This window comes from Nonomuraea sp. NPDC049625 (genome assembly GCF_040675285.1).
GTDB classification, from domain to species: Bacteria; Actinomycetota; Actinomycetes; order Streptosporangiales; family Streptosporangiaceae; genus Nonomuraea; species Nonomuraea angiospora_A.
Window position 1 is genome coordinate 1,048,493 of sequence record NZ_JBFAOQ010000001.1, and the last position, 13,100, is coordinate 1,061,592.

General features: G+C 71.7%; 14 protein-coding genes. 6 read left to right on the forward strand and 8 right to left on the reverse strand.

Translation table 11 applies throughout. The features are described 5' to 3' along the window. Window positions 1-60: 60 nt before the first annotated feature. Entirely contained in the window at window positions 61-1,050 is a 990-nt protein-coding gene (locus AB0J87_RS05125; protein WP_363962700.1) for a YafY family protein, read from the reverse strand. 92 nt (window positions 1,051-1,142) lie between these two features. On the opposite strand from AB0J87_RS05125, the gene AB0J87_RS05130 reads away from it, so the two are divergent. Next, entirely contained in the window at window positions 1,143-1,541 is a 399-nt protein-coding gene (locus AB0J87_RS05130; RefSeq protein WP_363962701.1) for a VOC family protein, read from the forward strand. 226 nt (window positions 1,542-1,767) lie between these two features. Here AB0J87_RS05130 and AB0J87_RS05135 read toward each other — a convergent pair whose 3' ends face one another. Beyond that, window positions 1,768-2,346, reverse strand: a complete 579-nt coding sequence (locus AB0J87_RS05135; protein WP_350728649.1) for a TetR family transcriptional regulator — start codon at window positions 2,344-2,346, stop codon at window positions 1,768-1,770. A 90-nt stretch (window positions 2,347-2,436) separates the two neighbouring features. Here AB0J87_RS05135 and AB0J87_RS05140 point away from each other — a divergent pair, with 90 nt between their 5' ends. Beyond that, window positions 2,437-3,279, forward strand: a complete 843-nt coding sequence (locus AB0J87_RS05140) for an SDR family NAD(P)-dependent oxidoreductase (RefSeq protein WP_363962702.1) — start codon at window positions 2,437-2,439, stop codon at window positions 3,277-3,279. A gap of 106 nt (window positions 3,280-3,385) precedes the next feature. On the opposite strand, the gene AB0J87_RS05145 is transcribed toward AB0J87_RS05140, so the two are convergent. Continuing rightward, the gene (locus AB0J87_RS05145; RefSeq protein WP_363962703.1) at window positions 3,386-4,807 is read right to left on the reverse strand and encodes an ankyrin repeat domain-containing protein; all 1,422 of its coding nucleotides are present in this window, start codon (window positions 4,805-4,807) and stop codon (window positions 3,386-3,388) included. A gap of 297 nt (window positions 4,808-5,104) precedes the next feature. On the opposite strand from AB0J87_RS05145, the gene AB0J87_RS05150 reads away from it, so the two are divergent. Both AB0J87_RS05150 and AB0J87_RS05155 read left to right on the forward strand, forming a co-directional pair. Further along, window positions 5,105-5,836: an alpha/beta hydrolase gene (locus AB0J87_RS05150; RefSeq protein ID WP_363962704.1), complete on the forward strand. Its 732-nt coding sequence runs from the start codon at window positions 5,105-5,107 to the stop codon at window positions 5,834-5,836. 142 nt (window positions 5,837-5,978) lie between these two features. Beyond that, window positions 5,979-6,983 carry a hypothetical protein gene (locus AB0J87_RS05155; protein WP_363962705.1) on the forward strand — a complete coding sequence of 335 codons (1,005 nt, stop codon included), beginning with the start codon at window positions 5,979-5,981 and terminating at the stop codon, window positions 6,981-6,983. 21 nt (window positions 6,984-7,004) lie between these two features. Here AB0J87_RS05155 and AB0J87_RS05160 read toward each other — a convergent pair whose 3' ends face one another. From AB0J87_RS05160 to AB0J87_RS05170, 3 genes are read right to left on the reverse strand one after another with little or no spacing between them, the layout of a single operon-like run. Continuing rightward, entirely contained in the window at window positions 7,005-7,844 is an 840-nt protein-coding gene (locus AB0J87_RS05160; RefSeq protein WP_363962706.1) for an NAD(P)H-binding protein, read from the reverse strand. Window positions 7,845-7,859: 15 nt separating this feature from the next. Further along, window positions 7,860-8,486 carry a TetR family transcriptional regulator gene (locus tag AB0J87_RS05165; protein WP_363962707.1) on the reverse strand — a complete coding sequence of 209 codons (627 nt, stop codon included), beginning with the start codon at window positions 8,484-8,486 and terminating at the stop codon, window positions 7,860-7,862. A 41-nt stretch (window positions 8,487-8,527) separates the two neighbouring features. After that, window positions 8,528-9,682 carry an FAD-dependent monooxygenase gene (locus AB0J87_RS05170; protein WP_363962708.1) on the reverse strand — a complete coding sequence of 385 codons (1,155 nt, stop codon included), beginning with the start codon at window positions 9,680-9,682 and terminating at the stop codon, window positions 8,528-8,530. An 80-nt stretch (window positions 9,683-9,762) separates the two neighbouring features. Between AB0J87_RS05170 and AB0J87_RS05175 the strand changes: the two genes are divergently transcribed. Beyond that, window positions 9,763-10,305 (forward strand): TetR/AcrR family transcriptional regulator C-terminal domain-containing protein, encoded by a 543-nt coding sequence (locus AB0J87_RS05175; RefSeq protein WP_363962709.1) that lies wholly within the window; start codon window positions 9,763-9,765, stop codon window positions 10,303-10,305. On the opposite strand, the gene AB0J87_RS05180 is transcribed toward AB0J87_RS05175, so the two are convergent. Beyond that, window positions 10,302-11,330 (reverse strand): alpha/beta hydrolase-fold protein, encoded by a 1,029-nt coding sequence (locus tag AB0J87_RS05180; protein WP_363962710.1) that lies wholly within the window; start codon window positions 11,328-11,330, stop codon window positions 10,302-10,304. The genes AB0J87_RS05175 and AB0J87_RS05180 overlap by 4 nt on opposite strands. An 11-nt stretch (window positions 11,331-11,341) precedes the next feature. Continuing rightward, entirely contained in the window at window positions 11,342-12,556 is a 1,215-nt protein-coding gene (locus tag AB0J87_RS05185; protein WP_363962711.1) for an amidohydrolase family protein, read from the reverse strand. Window positions 12,557-12,653: 97 nt separating this feature from the next. Here AB0J87_RS05185 and AB0J87_RS05190 point away from each other — a divergent pair, with 97 nt between their 5' ends. After that, the gene (locus AB0J87_RS05190) at window positions 12,654-13,097 is read left to right on the forward strand and encodes an SRPBCC domain-containing protein (RefSeq protein ID WP_350729830.1); all 444 of its coding nucleotides are present in this window, start codon (window positions 12,654-12,656) and stop codon (window positions 13,095-13,097) included. Window positions 13,098-13,100 lie beyond the last annotated feature (3 nt).

Sequence of the window (13,100 nt, forward strand, 5' to 3'; positions counted from 1 at the left end):
CGGCCGGCCCCTGCTGGACGACGACCAGGTGTGCCATCTCATGACATTGGTTCCTCGCCGTCAGGCTTGGCGGGCGTAGGACGCGAGGTGATCGGCGAGCGCGATGACGCGGTCGCGCAGTTCGTCGGGGCGCTCGATGACGAACGGCCGGTTGAGTGCGGCGAGTGCCGGAGGCAACCAGTCGAGCCGCTCCACCCGTAGCTCGACGCGCAGCCAGCGCTCGCTCGCCCGGTCCTCGCCGGCCGCGGGCTCGTGCTCCTCCAGGCTCGCGACGCTGGCGGGAAGGTGGGCGCGAATCTGCTCAACTGTCCCGTGGATCCGCAAGGTCACCTCATGCCGGTACTCAGCCGTGGCGAACCCTGACAACACGCGCTGTGCCGGACCCGGACCTGCGGGCGCGTCGAATGAGCCGGGCAGGGCCCTCGCGTCCGCGATGCGATCGAGCCGGAAGGTCCGGTCCTCGCCGATCCGGGCGTCGTTGCCGGTGACGTACCACCGGCCCGAATGGGCGACGATCCCGTACGCGTGCAGCGTGCGTTCGCTGAGCCGCCCGTCGCGGTCGGTGTAGCGGATCGAGACCGGTCGGCGGTGGCGTACCGCATCGGCGATGGTGAGCAGGATCCCGGCGTCCGGGGCGGCGAACTCGCCGGGCTGATCCGTGAAGGCGAGAGACTCCAGGAGTGTGTCGAGCCGGCGGGCGAGGTGCTTGGGCAGCACCCGCCGGATCTTGGCCGATGCCGTCTCGCTGGCCGTGTGCTGCGTCGTCATCAACCCTGCTCGGCGGCCGGCGACCAGGCCGAGCAGCACGGCCAGCGCCTCGTCGTCGCTGAGCATGAGCGGCGGCAGGCGGTACCCGGGAGCGAGCCGGTACCCGCCGTAGCGGCCGCGCACCGACTCCACGGGCACGTCGAGATCGATCAGCTGGTCCACATACCGCCGCACGGTACGTCCTTCGACGCCGAGCCGGTCGGCGAGTTCGGCCACGGTCCGGATGCCGCCCGACTGCAGCAGCTCCAGGAGTGTCAGCACGCGCCCAGTGGGTCGAGGCATGTTCGCAGCCTATGCGAATACAGGACCGATTCTGTCCACTATTTCTCCTAGTCTGCGAAGCGCACGACACCAGCACAGCCAAGGAGCTCCCCATGAACTTCGTCTCTATCCGGATCATCACCAGCGACGTCGCGCGCCTCGTCGAGTTCTATGAACGAGCCACAGGGGTGCGTGCGGTGTGGGCCACCGAGGACTTCGCCGAACTCAGGACCCCCAAGGCCACCCTCGCGATCGCCGGCACTCGCACCGTCCCGCTGTTCGCCCCGGGTTCTGCCCGCCCGGCGGACAACCACAGCGTGATCACCGAGTTCCTCGTCGACGACGTGGATCGCGTTCACCAGAACCTGACCGGCTTCGTGACCGACTTCGTCAACGAGCCCACCACGATGCCCTGGGGCAACCGGTCGCTGCTGTTCCGCGACCCCGACGGCAACCTCGTCAACTTCTTCACCCCCGTCACCCCGGCGGCTGTCGAGAAGTTCGCAGGTTGACGCCACGCACCGCCGAGCACGAACGCCGCACCCTGCCCACGAGAACCGAGGGGTAGCCGTCGATCATGCGGTTCCCGATGACCTCGCCCTTCTCCGTCTTCTCGCGCCACTCGTGCAGAAGCGGCGTACCCTGCGTCTCCCGGACGGTCGTGGCGATGTTGAGCGAGTGACTCGGGTCAGCCCCACGCCGGGTCGGCGCTCCGCGACAAAAGGCGCATAACTGGGGTTATCGAGGGGGTTGATCGCTCAAGGCCGTGACCAGGCGGGCGACCAGCGCGCGCGTCTCCTCGAAGGAGGCGTCGCTCAGGGCGGGGCTGCCGAGGAGCGAGCGCATCACGCCCATGCCGAGCAGCAGCGCGCCCACCATCTCGGCCCGCAGGGCGGGGTTCTCGCCTCCCATCCTCTCGGCGAAGTCGGGCAGGTAGCCCTCGCAGATCTGCGTACGCAGCTGTTCGCGGATGGCCGGGCGTCCCGCGGAGCGCAGCATCACCAGGAGCGGATGCTCGCCGGCGAACTGCTCCCAGTCGGCGAAGACGACATCGTGCAGCAGCGTGTCGGTGATGTGGGTGAGCGGACGCGCCGGATCGTCCGTGAGGCCGGCCGGGATCTCCACGCGTACGGCCTCCTCGTGGAGTTGCTCCTTCGAGCCGAAGTAGCGGAAGACCAGAGCCGGATCGACGCCCACGTCGGCCGCGATTTCACGCACGCCGGTGCCGTCGTAGCCCTGGCGGGCGAAGCGCAGGCGGGCGGCGTCGAGCAGCTTGGCGCGGGTGGCGGCTTTGTCGCGGCGTTTCGGCTGGTCCATGCAAATCATCCTAAGTCATCGTACGTTGACTTAACCATCCACCGGGCCTAGCATTCTTGTCACCGATCGATGACTTGAGAGGGCTCGGGAATGCGTACATACGTGATCACCGGCGGCACGGACGGCATGGGCAAGGGCCTCGGGCTGCATTTCCTGGGGCGCGGGGACAGCGTGATCGCCGTGGCCAGCGGGGAGGACAAGGGGCGTGCCTTCCTCGCCGAGGCGCACCGGCTCGGCGCCGAGGGCAGGGCCGTGTTTCTCCGGGCCGATCTGAGTACCGTCGCGGGCATGCGGCAGGTGGTCGAGGAGGTCAAGGCGACCACCGAGGCCGTGGACGGGCTGGTGTTCGCGGCCCAGCGGTTCCGGCCCAAGCGCGAGGAGACGGCGGACGGGCTGGAGTTCACCTTCGCGCTCGCCTACCTGAGCCGGTTCGTCATCGGCCACGGCCTGATGGGGCACCTGGAACGCGCGCAGGCGCCCGTCGTGATGAACATCGCCGGACCCGGCGGACTGCCGGGCCGCGTCAACTGGGACGACCTCCAGTGGCGCGAGGGCTACACGGGGATGCGCGCGGCGATGCAGTCCTCGCGCTGCAACGACCTGCTGGGAGCCGGCTTCCCCGCTCGCCACCCGGCCGCCCGTACGCGTTATGTCCTCTACAACCCCGGCTTCGTGAACACCGGCATGGCCGACCCGCTGCCGCAGCCCAGGCGTGCCGTCACCAAGGCGCTCGCCCGGTTCTTCGCGATGCCGGTCGGCAAGGCGATCGTGCCGATCGCCGCACTGCTGGACGCCGCGCCCGGATCCGCCGTCACCGCCTACATGCGCGGCAAGCCGTTGCCGATGACCGGCAAGGACTTCGACCCGGACGCCGCGGCCCGCCTCGACCGCGTGACGACGGACCTGCTCGGACAGATCGCCACAACTCGGTAACGCACCGCGGCGGTCCCGCAGCAAGCGCAAGGAGCAGGCCGGGTCGCCGCGGAGGCTGGGGGCGTGCGGGGGACCGGGATGCTTGATGATGAGATGGTGGTGGTGATCAGCGCAAGAAGTCCACCACCTCGGCCTGGCCGGCGAACTGTGCCCACTCCAGCGGCGTGGCGTCGTAGTCGTGCTCCCGTACTGACGGGTCGGCTCCCAACTCCACCAGCGCTCGCACCATCGGCAGGTCGCCTGCCCGCGCCGCCTTGTGCAACGCCGTCGCCGGCAGGCGCGCGTTCACGTCGAACCCCAGCCCGCAGGCCAGCCGTACGGCAGGCACCCGGCCGTACTCCGCGGCCCTGATGAGCAGATCCCGCCGCCGTGTCAGGAGTTGCCCGGCCAGTCCGGGATCGGCGCTCAGCAGGTGCCCGGCCTGCTCCCGATCCCCTCGCATGATCGCGGCCTCCGCGGCGTCCAGCCCGCGCAGGGTGCCGGAGGCCCCCGCGTCGGACAGGAGCCGCGCGACCTCCGTATGCCCGCCCAGCAGCGCGAGCTCCAGCGCCGTGTGCCCGCCGAAGAACGGATGCCCGTCGCTCTTGGCGTCCGCGGGCGCGCCGTGTGCCAGCAGGCATCGCATCCGGCCTGCCTGGCCACGCAACGCGGCCGTCAGCACCGTGTTCGCCAGCATGCGGGCCGGGGAGTCCTGTACGCGTCCCAGCCTGGCCGCCCATGGCCCGCCGTCCCCGCCGCCGAGCCCGAACTCCAGCAGCAGCTCCAGGTAGCCGGTGTCGTCGCCCATGACTCCGCGGTTGTACAGAGCCTGGCCGTCGTTGGCGTCCGCCCCGGCCTCCAGGAGCACCCGGGCCAGTTCCAGGTCCCGCGGATGCGGCGGCTGCCCCAGCTCCCCGCCGCCCAGCGCGCCCGTCAAGGCGGTGAACGGCGGTCCGAGCCCTTCGGGCAGGTAGCCGGTGTTCGGATCGGCTCCCGCGTCCAGCAGGACCCGCGCCGTCCCCACGGCGTCGGCCTGCGCCACCCGTGAACAGGTCAGATACAGCAGCGGCTCCCAGCCGAAGGGGCCGCCGGAGGCCCGGGCCGATGCGGGGTCGGACGCGACCGCGCGGGCCGTCCCGGCGGCGTCGCCGAGCGCCGCCATCGTCCACACCGACGCGCCGGCCGTCTCGGGACGCCTGTCCAGCAGCCGCGCCGCCGCCACGGTCCTCGCGGGTCCGTGGTAGGCCAGGCCGGACAGCCGCAGGAACTCGGTCGCGGGGTCGGCCGAGGGGCCCACCTCGTGCGGCCGGCGCGCGAACCTGCCCAGCATCGCCAGGTGTGCCCGTAACTGGGGCCAGCTGGTGAAGCCGTACTTGCGGGCGACCACCAGTTGCGCGTCGGCCAACCGCAGTTCTGACGGCGCACCCGGATACCACCCGCCGACCGTCGCGAGTGCGCGGAGCTCGCCCGCGCGTACGCCGCGCAGCAGTTGCTTGGCCTCGTTCTTCAGGTGGTCGAGGCTGGGGTTTTCGGGCAGACGGTTCGCCACGAAGACCTCCCTTCCGGTTATGCCCGACGTCCGCATCTTCGGGCCGAAAAGGAGGAACTGCACCATGACTGAACACCATGAAGATCGGGTGGGCTGAGCCCTTTCCGCGGACCGGTCGCGTCCCGAAACGCCAGCCACAGCGTACTCCCTCCACGTGTTGTGATAGCTTCGGCGGCGCCGTGCATCGCCGCGAACTCGAGGAGGTGAGACCGATCAACGCTGTGACAGGTCGGGGCTCCCTCCCACGCATGGTCTAGGGAGCGCCCGCAGAAGGCCTCCCGAAAGGCTTGAAACGCCATGCGCTTCATCTCCCGGACGTCGTCGGACGGCGTCACCGAACAGCTCTTCACCCTCGGCGAGATCCCCGGCGTGCTGTGGACGCCGGAAGCCGCCCCGAGCACTCGTCCCCTGATCCTGATGGGACACGGCGGCGGGCAGCACAAGAAGGCGCCCGGCATCCTGGCCCGCGCGCACGACTTCGTCGCCGAGGGCGGGTTCGCGGTCGCCGCGATCGACGCGCCCAACCACGGCGAGCGGCCGAAGGGCGAGGAGTTCGGCCGGATCGCGACCGAGATGCGGGCCCGCGCGGCCGCAGGCGAGGACGCGACCGCGCAGGTCCTCGCCATGCACAGTCTTCTGGCCGGTCAGGCCGTCGCGGAATGGCAGGCGGTCCTGACCGCGCTCCAGCAGCTCGACCACGTCGGCGCAGGTCCGGTCGGTTACTGGGGTGTGTCGATGGGTTGCGGGCTCGGCGTCCCGTTCGTCGCCGCGGAATCCCGCGTCGGCGCCGCGGTGCTGGGCCTGCTCGGGGCGACCACGCTGGCCGAGAGCGCGGCGCGGATCACCGTACCGGTGCAGTTCCTGCTCCAGTGGGACGACGAGCGGGTGCCGCGGGCCGAGGGCCTGGCGTTGTTCGACGCCTTCGCTTCGGCCGAGAAGACGCTGCACGCCAATCCCGGCAAGCACGGGGATCTGCCGCGGTTCGAGACGGACAGCTCGCTGCGGTTCTTCGCCCGGCATCTGGGCTGACACCCGTCCGTAGTCGGCTGACGCGTCAGCCGACTACGGACGGAAGGCGCGGAGAACGGCGACAGACTGATGAAAGCGTGGCGAAAGACCCTCGCGCCAAACTGTGTGGGTGCATGGCTTACGGCCGATATCGCGTATCGCCTTGGTGTCGCTCGGGGGTTTCACCCTGGGAGCGCTCGTGGCGTTCGGCGTGCTCGCGGTCCAGGCCGCCGGCGTCGCCGACGCGGAGTCTCGCGCCACGGCGCGGGCCTCGGCCACGGTGCAGTACATCGACTTCGACGACCAGGGCAATCCGGAGATGTTCTACCTGGACTGGTCCGACGGCAGGAACAGCCATCAGACGATGATCCAGGCCGACTCCGAACATTTCGTGCGGGGCTCGGTGCTGCCCATCCGCTACGACCCGGCCGAGCCCGGCGGTCTGGTGTTCCCCGCCGGGCATGAGGACGTGCCCCCTCCCGGGGACATGCTCAGGCGAGCTCCGTTCGTCGTCGGGGGCGTCTACGGGCTCGGGCTCGTCCTGGTGCTGGCCCGGTTCCTGCTCAACCGGCACGCGGCGTCGGCGGCCGAGGTGCGGTGGCAGGTCCGGCCGCTGATCCTGGAGTACAGGACAAGGGGGGTCCGCTGGTTCAGCCCGTACCTGAAGCTCGTCCCCGAGCGCGGGGCGAGGCCGTACTACCAGCGGGTCCACTGGGATCCCGCCGTCGACGAGCGGGCGGAGGGACTGAAGGCGCAGGTGCGGATCGGGGGAGGGCCGTTCAGGCGAGCGGTCGTGATAACCGGGGACGGCACGCGGCTGTGGCCGGCGGGGCGGCTCCGGCGGCGCACGCCCCGGGGCTGGGAGGAGTCCGACAGGCCGTTGGGGAAACCGTACTGGCACGGGCCGGGCTGGGTGCTGGTCGCGTCGATCACGGGGGTGACCGCCGCCGGGCTGCTCCGGCTCGACGCGCTGCTCTACCTGGTGCCGGTCCTGGCCCTGCTCGTGGGGCTGATCTGCCTCATGTGGGGCTGGTACGGAGGCCGGCCCCTGTATCGCTCACCCGGGTACGCGCCGGGAGTCGAGCCCAGGCCCGGGCCGCCGCAGAACCCGCGCGGGTCGAGCCCCCGACGCGGCCGCAGGAAGAAGACACCCCCGCAGAACAGGTGAAGACGCCGGCCGCACCCGCGCTCAGCGGAAGTCGTCCGCGTGGTCGACGGCCCATTCGGCGAACGTGCGCGCCGGGCGGCCGGTCACCTTCTCCACCGCCGTCGAGGTCTGCGCGGGTATGCCGTCGCGGGCCGCCCACTGCTTCATGATCACCTCGACGCCGACCGCCGGCGTCGTCCGGCCCATCTCCTCCCGCGCCTGCGCCTCCGACACCACCTCGACGGCGATCGGACGCCCGATCGCCTCCCCGATGTGCTCGACCTGTCGCCGCAAGGTGAGCGACTCCACCCCGTACACGGTGTACGCCCGCCGCTCGTGCCCGGGCTCGGTCAACGCCGTCACCGCGAGCGCCGCCAGGTCCTTCTCGTGGATGGGGGCGGTCTCGGCCTCCGGGTACGGCAGCCGCACCACGCCCCCGCCCCGGATCGCCGCCTGCCACCACCACAGCGTGTTCGTCGCGAACATCCCCGGCCGGATGAACGTCCAGTCCAGTCCCGAGCCCTCCACGGCCGTTTCGACGACCTGGTGGTGCACGGCGATCGGGTTGTGTTCGGAGCCCTCGATCACGACCGCCGCCGACGACAGCAGCACCACCTGCCGCACCCCGGCCGCCCTGGCCGCCTCGACGAAGCCCGCGACACCGTCCGGTTTGGCGTACACGAACACCTTCGTGGCGCCCTCCAGCGCGGCGGGCAACGTCTCAGGAAGGTCCAGATCGGCCGCCACGACCTCCGCGGAAGCGGGCAGGCCGCCCTTTTCCGGGTCCCTGCTCGTCACCCGCACCCGTTCGCCGGCCGCCAGCAGACCGGCGGCGACATGGCGCCCCACACTGCCCCGAGCCCCGAAGACCACCATCACCATCGCCGCAGAACCTCCCTAATCCTCGGCCTGGCCGAGAAGCCTGACCAGCTCACCGTGCAGGCGGCGGCGCACCTCGGGCGAGAGCGGTTCGTCGCCGAAGATGTCCCGGACGAACTGCGGCATCGTGATCGGCGCGAACACCACCGCATAGGCGACCAGCAGCGCGAACGCCGGATCGACCCGATCGGTGACCTCCCCGGCCTCCTGCCGCCCGCGCATCCGCTCCAGCGACTCGGCCATCCGGGCGCGTTGCGCCTGCGCGTACCGCTGTCCCTCCTCGGCGTCGGCGAACGGGCAGTCGCCCAGCGCCTGCCACACCACCAGCCGCGCCCATTCCGGGTCGTCGAGCGTGCGCTCCAGCTGGGCCCCGACCGACTCCGCGAACGAGGTGGACGAGGCGTCGGACGCGGACTCGTCCGCCTGCCGGCGCCGCCGCAGCTCCTCCAGCAGCCCCTGCTTGCCGCCGAAGTAGTAGGAGATCAGCTGCTGGTTGACGCCGGCGCGGGCGGCGATCCCGGCGGTGCGCGCGCCGGAATATCCCTTCTCGCCGAACTCGCTCACGGCGGCCCGCAGGATCCGCTCCCGCGTCAGCTCCGCCGCCTTGCCGCGCTCCTCAGGGCGCGGCGCCCTCCGTGCCGCCATGTGCAAGGACGGTAGAGCATCAATCGTTCGGTTGACAAGTGTCACCTGGATGGTTGAGAGCCCGCCGGGACGAACCGCTTCATGGCCTCCTTGCCGTGCTCCACCGCCGCGTTCCCGCGTTCCAGCAGGTCGGCCTGGTATTCGGTCAGAGCCGACCGGAGGTCCCGCTCGCCCCGATGGACCTCGGCCAGCCGGTCGCCCAGCCGCCGGGCGTCCTGGATGGCGGTGTTCGCGCCGTTGCCGCCGCTGGCCGGCGTCAGGTGGGCGGCGTCGCCGAGGAGCGTGATCCGGCCCGCCGGCCACGCGGGCACGGGACGGTCGTAGACCTTGGCGGGGCCCGCGGCGCTCATGTCCGCCGAGCGCACGAGCTCCCGCAGGTCGGGGTGCCAGCCGTCGATGAGCTCCAGGACGAGCTCGCGGGCGTCCACCAGGGCCTGCCGCGACGCCGGGTGCTCCGGGGGCACGAGCAGCACCCACCGCACGTAGCTGTCCCGGTGGGGCAGGACCAGCCCGGGTACGAGCTCGGCGGCGGCCTCCGAGGGCTCCCTGGCGAACCGCATGCGGCCCAGCATCAGCGTGATCCCCGGGCCCTTGACCATGGTGCCCCGGCCCGGCACCAGCTCCGCGAAGCGTTCGGTGATCGGCGTGCGGCCCATCGCGCCGCACAGGCCGGCATCGACGTGGCCCACCTCGGGGGCCACGTGGCGGCGGACCACCGAGTTGCCGCCGTCGGCGCCGACCAGCACGTCGCCCGTGGCCTGGGTGCCGTCGGCGAAGCGGGCCGTCACCGTCTCGCCGGTCTCGGCGACCCCGGTCAGGCGTTTGCCGTGCGTGACGCGGTCGCCGAGACCGCCGAGCAGGATCCGCCGCAGCACCTGACGATCGACCGCCCGGGTCTCGTCCGGCGGTCCCAGCAGGTCGCTGCTGAGCAGCGTGAGCCGCTCGTCGAACAGCAGCCCGGGGCCGTCCAGGTCGCCGCTGGTCGCCTCCGCCAGCGCGTACAGCCGCTCCGGCAGGCAGGCGCGCAGCTCCGCCCACCCGAGCGGCGCCAGCCCGATCCGGTAGCCCTGGAAACGATCGCCGCTGCCGTCGTCGGCCTCGTACACGTGTACGTCGATCCCCGCGCGCGCCAGCGCGTGCGCGAGGGCCAGCCCGCCGAGGCCCGCCCCGATCACCAGAACCCGTTGTCCGCTCATGCCGTCCTCCCTGTCCGACGTGAACAACGTTCACGTGTACATTGTTCACGTTGGCGGAGCCGTACTGTCAAGGAGGTCTCATGGGGGAGCGGCGCGACCAGGTCCTGCGGGCGGCGATCGAGTTGCTCGACGAGGTCGGCCTGGACGGGCTGACCATGCGCCGCCTGGCCGGCCGGCTCGGGGTGCAGGCCGGGGCGCTGTATCGGCATTACCCCAGCAAACAGGCGCTACTGGACGCGATGGTCGCGCACCTGGTCACCCCGCAGGACGGCCCCGCACCGCCGCTCGACGGCCCCTGGGACGAGCAGTTGCGGATCGTCGCGATCGGCATCCGCGAGCTCATGCTGGCCCACCGGGACGGGGCCCGCCTCATGGCGACGTTCCAGCACGCGGGAGACGAGGCCGTGGCCGGCTTCCACGCGCTCGTCGCGGCCCTGGCCGCGGCGGGCATCCCCGCGGACAGGGCCGCCGTGGCCGTGGACACCGTCATGGCCTACGTGAACGGCTACACGGTCGAGGAGCAGGCCAGGAAGGCCGAGACCTGGCCCCGGGAGCAGCGCGACGCGGCCTTCCGCGCCGGGCTGGAGCTGATCCTCGCCGGCGTGCGCAGCCTGCGGACCTAGGGGGTCAGACGGCGGGACAACCAGGCGAGGGCGAGCGGGTAGCGGTACTCGATGGCGCCGTGGCCGGCGTCGAAGAGCTCGAAATAGACGTTCTCGTCCTTGACGCCCGCCGCCTCCAGCGCCCGCCGGAACGCCACCGCCCCGAAGTCCAGGAAGTACTCGTCCTTGCTCCCGGCGTCCACCCAGATCGCCCGCATCGAGCGCAGGGCCTCGGCGTGCCGCGGGGCCATCAGCACGGGATCCCAGGACAGCCAGCGCTCCCACACCTCCGGCACGACGGCGCCGGTGTCGTCGAAGGGCACGCGTACGGTCCCGTCGGGGTCCGCGGAGTAGGCGGCCGCGTACGCGTACATCTCCAGCAGCTCCAGGTCCCCTTCCTTGGTCCCGGCCAGGCGGCCGCGGAAGTCGGCGAGGAACGTGTCGTACGAGCCGTCGTACATGTCCCGCAGCCTGCGCGCCACCTCGGGGAACGACCCGCGCGAGCACACCTCGAACAACGCGTCGCCGGCGTGCGTGGCCAGCGCGCCGAACACGTCGGGCGCCAGCATCGCGGTGACCATGGCCCCGTAGCCGCCGCTCGACTTGCCGGTGACCGCCCGGTGGTCGCGGTCGGCGATCGTGCGGTAGCGGGCGTCCACCCACGGCACGACCTCGTCCCGCAGGTAGGAGTGGTAGCGCCCGGTGCCGGGGGAGTCGAGGAACTGGCTGCCGCCGAGCGAGGTCCACGCGTCCACGTACACGACGATCGCGGGCAGGGCCTCCCCGGAGGCGAAGGCGGCGTCCGCGAGCTCCGGGTACGGCTGCCGGAACGGAGCCCGGTTCAGCCACATGGCGACGTGGCCGGTGTAGCCGAGCAGCACGTAGATCGAGGGGTAGCGACGGGAGGGATCGTCGTCGTACCCGGGCGGGACGTACACCATGATCGGGCGCTCGTGCGGATCCCCCAGGGGGTTGCCGCGCAGCAGGGCGCTGTCGATGACGGCGTGGTCGAGACGGCCGGCCAGCTCGGCGGACCAGGGCAGCATGAAGAATCCTCTCAGCCGACGGACGAGGTCACCGTGTCGATGCCCGTCTGCGTGACGGAACGACCGGAGATCAGGACGAGTGTGAGATCGCGCAGGTCGGCCAGGCGTTCGAGCGGATCGCCCTTGACCGCGATCAGGTCGGCCCGCTTGCCCGCCTCCAGGCTGCCGGTCACCCCGCCCACCCCGCAGGCGTCGGCGGCGCGCACGGTGGCCATCTCGATGATCTCCGCGTGGCCGAACCCGGCCTCCGCGAACACCTCCAGGCCGGCGACGTACCCGTCGGTCTCGTTGGCGATGCCGCCGTTGGTGAACCCGGCGTCGGTGCCCGCGACGAGCCGGATCCCGGCCTCCCGCATGGCGGCCACCGCGTTCAGCCAGGCGTCGATCATCTCGGGCCCGTAAGCCTCGCGCATCCGCCAGAACACGCCGTGCACGGTGGGGCACACGTACGTGCCGCTCGCTGCGACGAGGTCGGCCAGCTCGGCGTCGTAGTCGTGCCCCGACGGGCCGAAGAACGTGCAGTGCTCCAGCGTCGTGACGCCCGCCTCGATGGAGCTGCGGATGGAGGCGTGCGCGTGGGCGTGGGCGGCGACGCCCTTGCCGCGCGACGCGGCCTCCTCCACGACGACCCTGAGCTGCTCGGTGCCGTACTGCGGGACCCAGCTCGGCGGCGCGCCCGGCGTCATCAGGCCGCCGGAGGCCATCACCTTCAGGCAGTCGGCGCCCGCCCGGAGGTTCTCCCTGGCGACGCGGCGGATGGCGGGCTCGTCGTCGGCCTCGCCGCCCATGTACCAGCAGTGGCCGCCGGTGATCGTGATGGGCCTGGTGGCGGCCACGATGTGCGGGCCGACCGTGAGGCCCTCCTCGATCGCGTCGCGCAGGGCCAGGTCGAGGAAGCCGCGCGAGCCCAGGTCGCGGGCGGTGGTGACGCCGGCGGAGACGAGCTTGCGCGCGTTCTCGGCCATGCGTAACAGCAGGTGGTGGTCGCTCTCGGCGCTGCGCCGGGTCACCGGGTCCACCTTCGCGTCGAACCCCAGGTGGACGTGCGCGTCGATCAGCCCGGGCAGCACCGTGTGGCCCGGCAGGTCGAGGACCTCGGCGGCCTCGCCCCCGCTGCCGCGCGGCCCCACGGAGACGATCCGGTCGCCGTCGACGAGGACCTCGCCGTCGGCGATCACCTCTCCGGGCCGGCCGGTGAGCACTCTGGCGGCGCGAATGATCCTCATACCGCCAGCCTGCCACGCGCCTTAAGGCGACGAGAAGGAGATCTGAAGCGCGCCCTGCGACCTTTGAGCCATCGAACGAACCGGAAAGGACACGACAATGACCCAGACCGCCGAATACGAGATCAACCGCCTCTTCGACGCCCCCCGCGAGCTGGTGTGGGCCGCCTGGACCGAGCCGGAGCGCTTCTCGCAGTGGTTCGGGCCGCGGATGCTCAGCACGCCGGTCGGCCGGATCACCCTGGACACCCGCCCCGGCGGCGTCTGGCGGGCCACGCTGGTGGGCGAGGAGGGGTTCGAGGCGACGCTGGACGGCACCTACCGCGAGGTGACGGAGCCGGAGCGGCTGGTGTTCACCACGGGCGACCCGGACAACCCGGGCGAGGGGCCGGCGTCGGTCGTCACGATCGACTTCACCGAGGCGGACGGCAAGACGGGGATGCGCTTCCACCAGTACGGCGTCAACACCGACCCCGCGCACGCCGAGCAGGCCAAGGCGGGCTGGATCGAGTTCTTCGACCGCCTGGCCGAGTACCTTGCCTAGCCC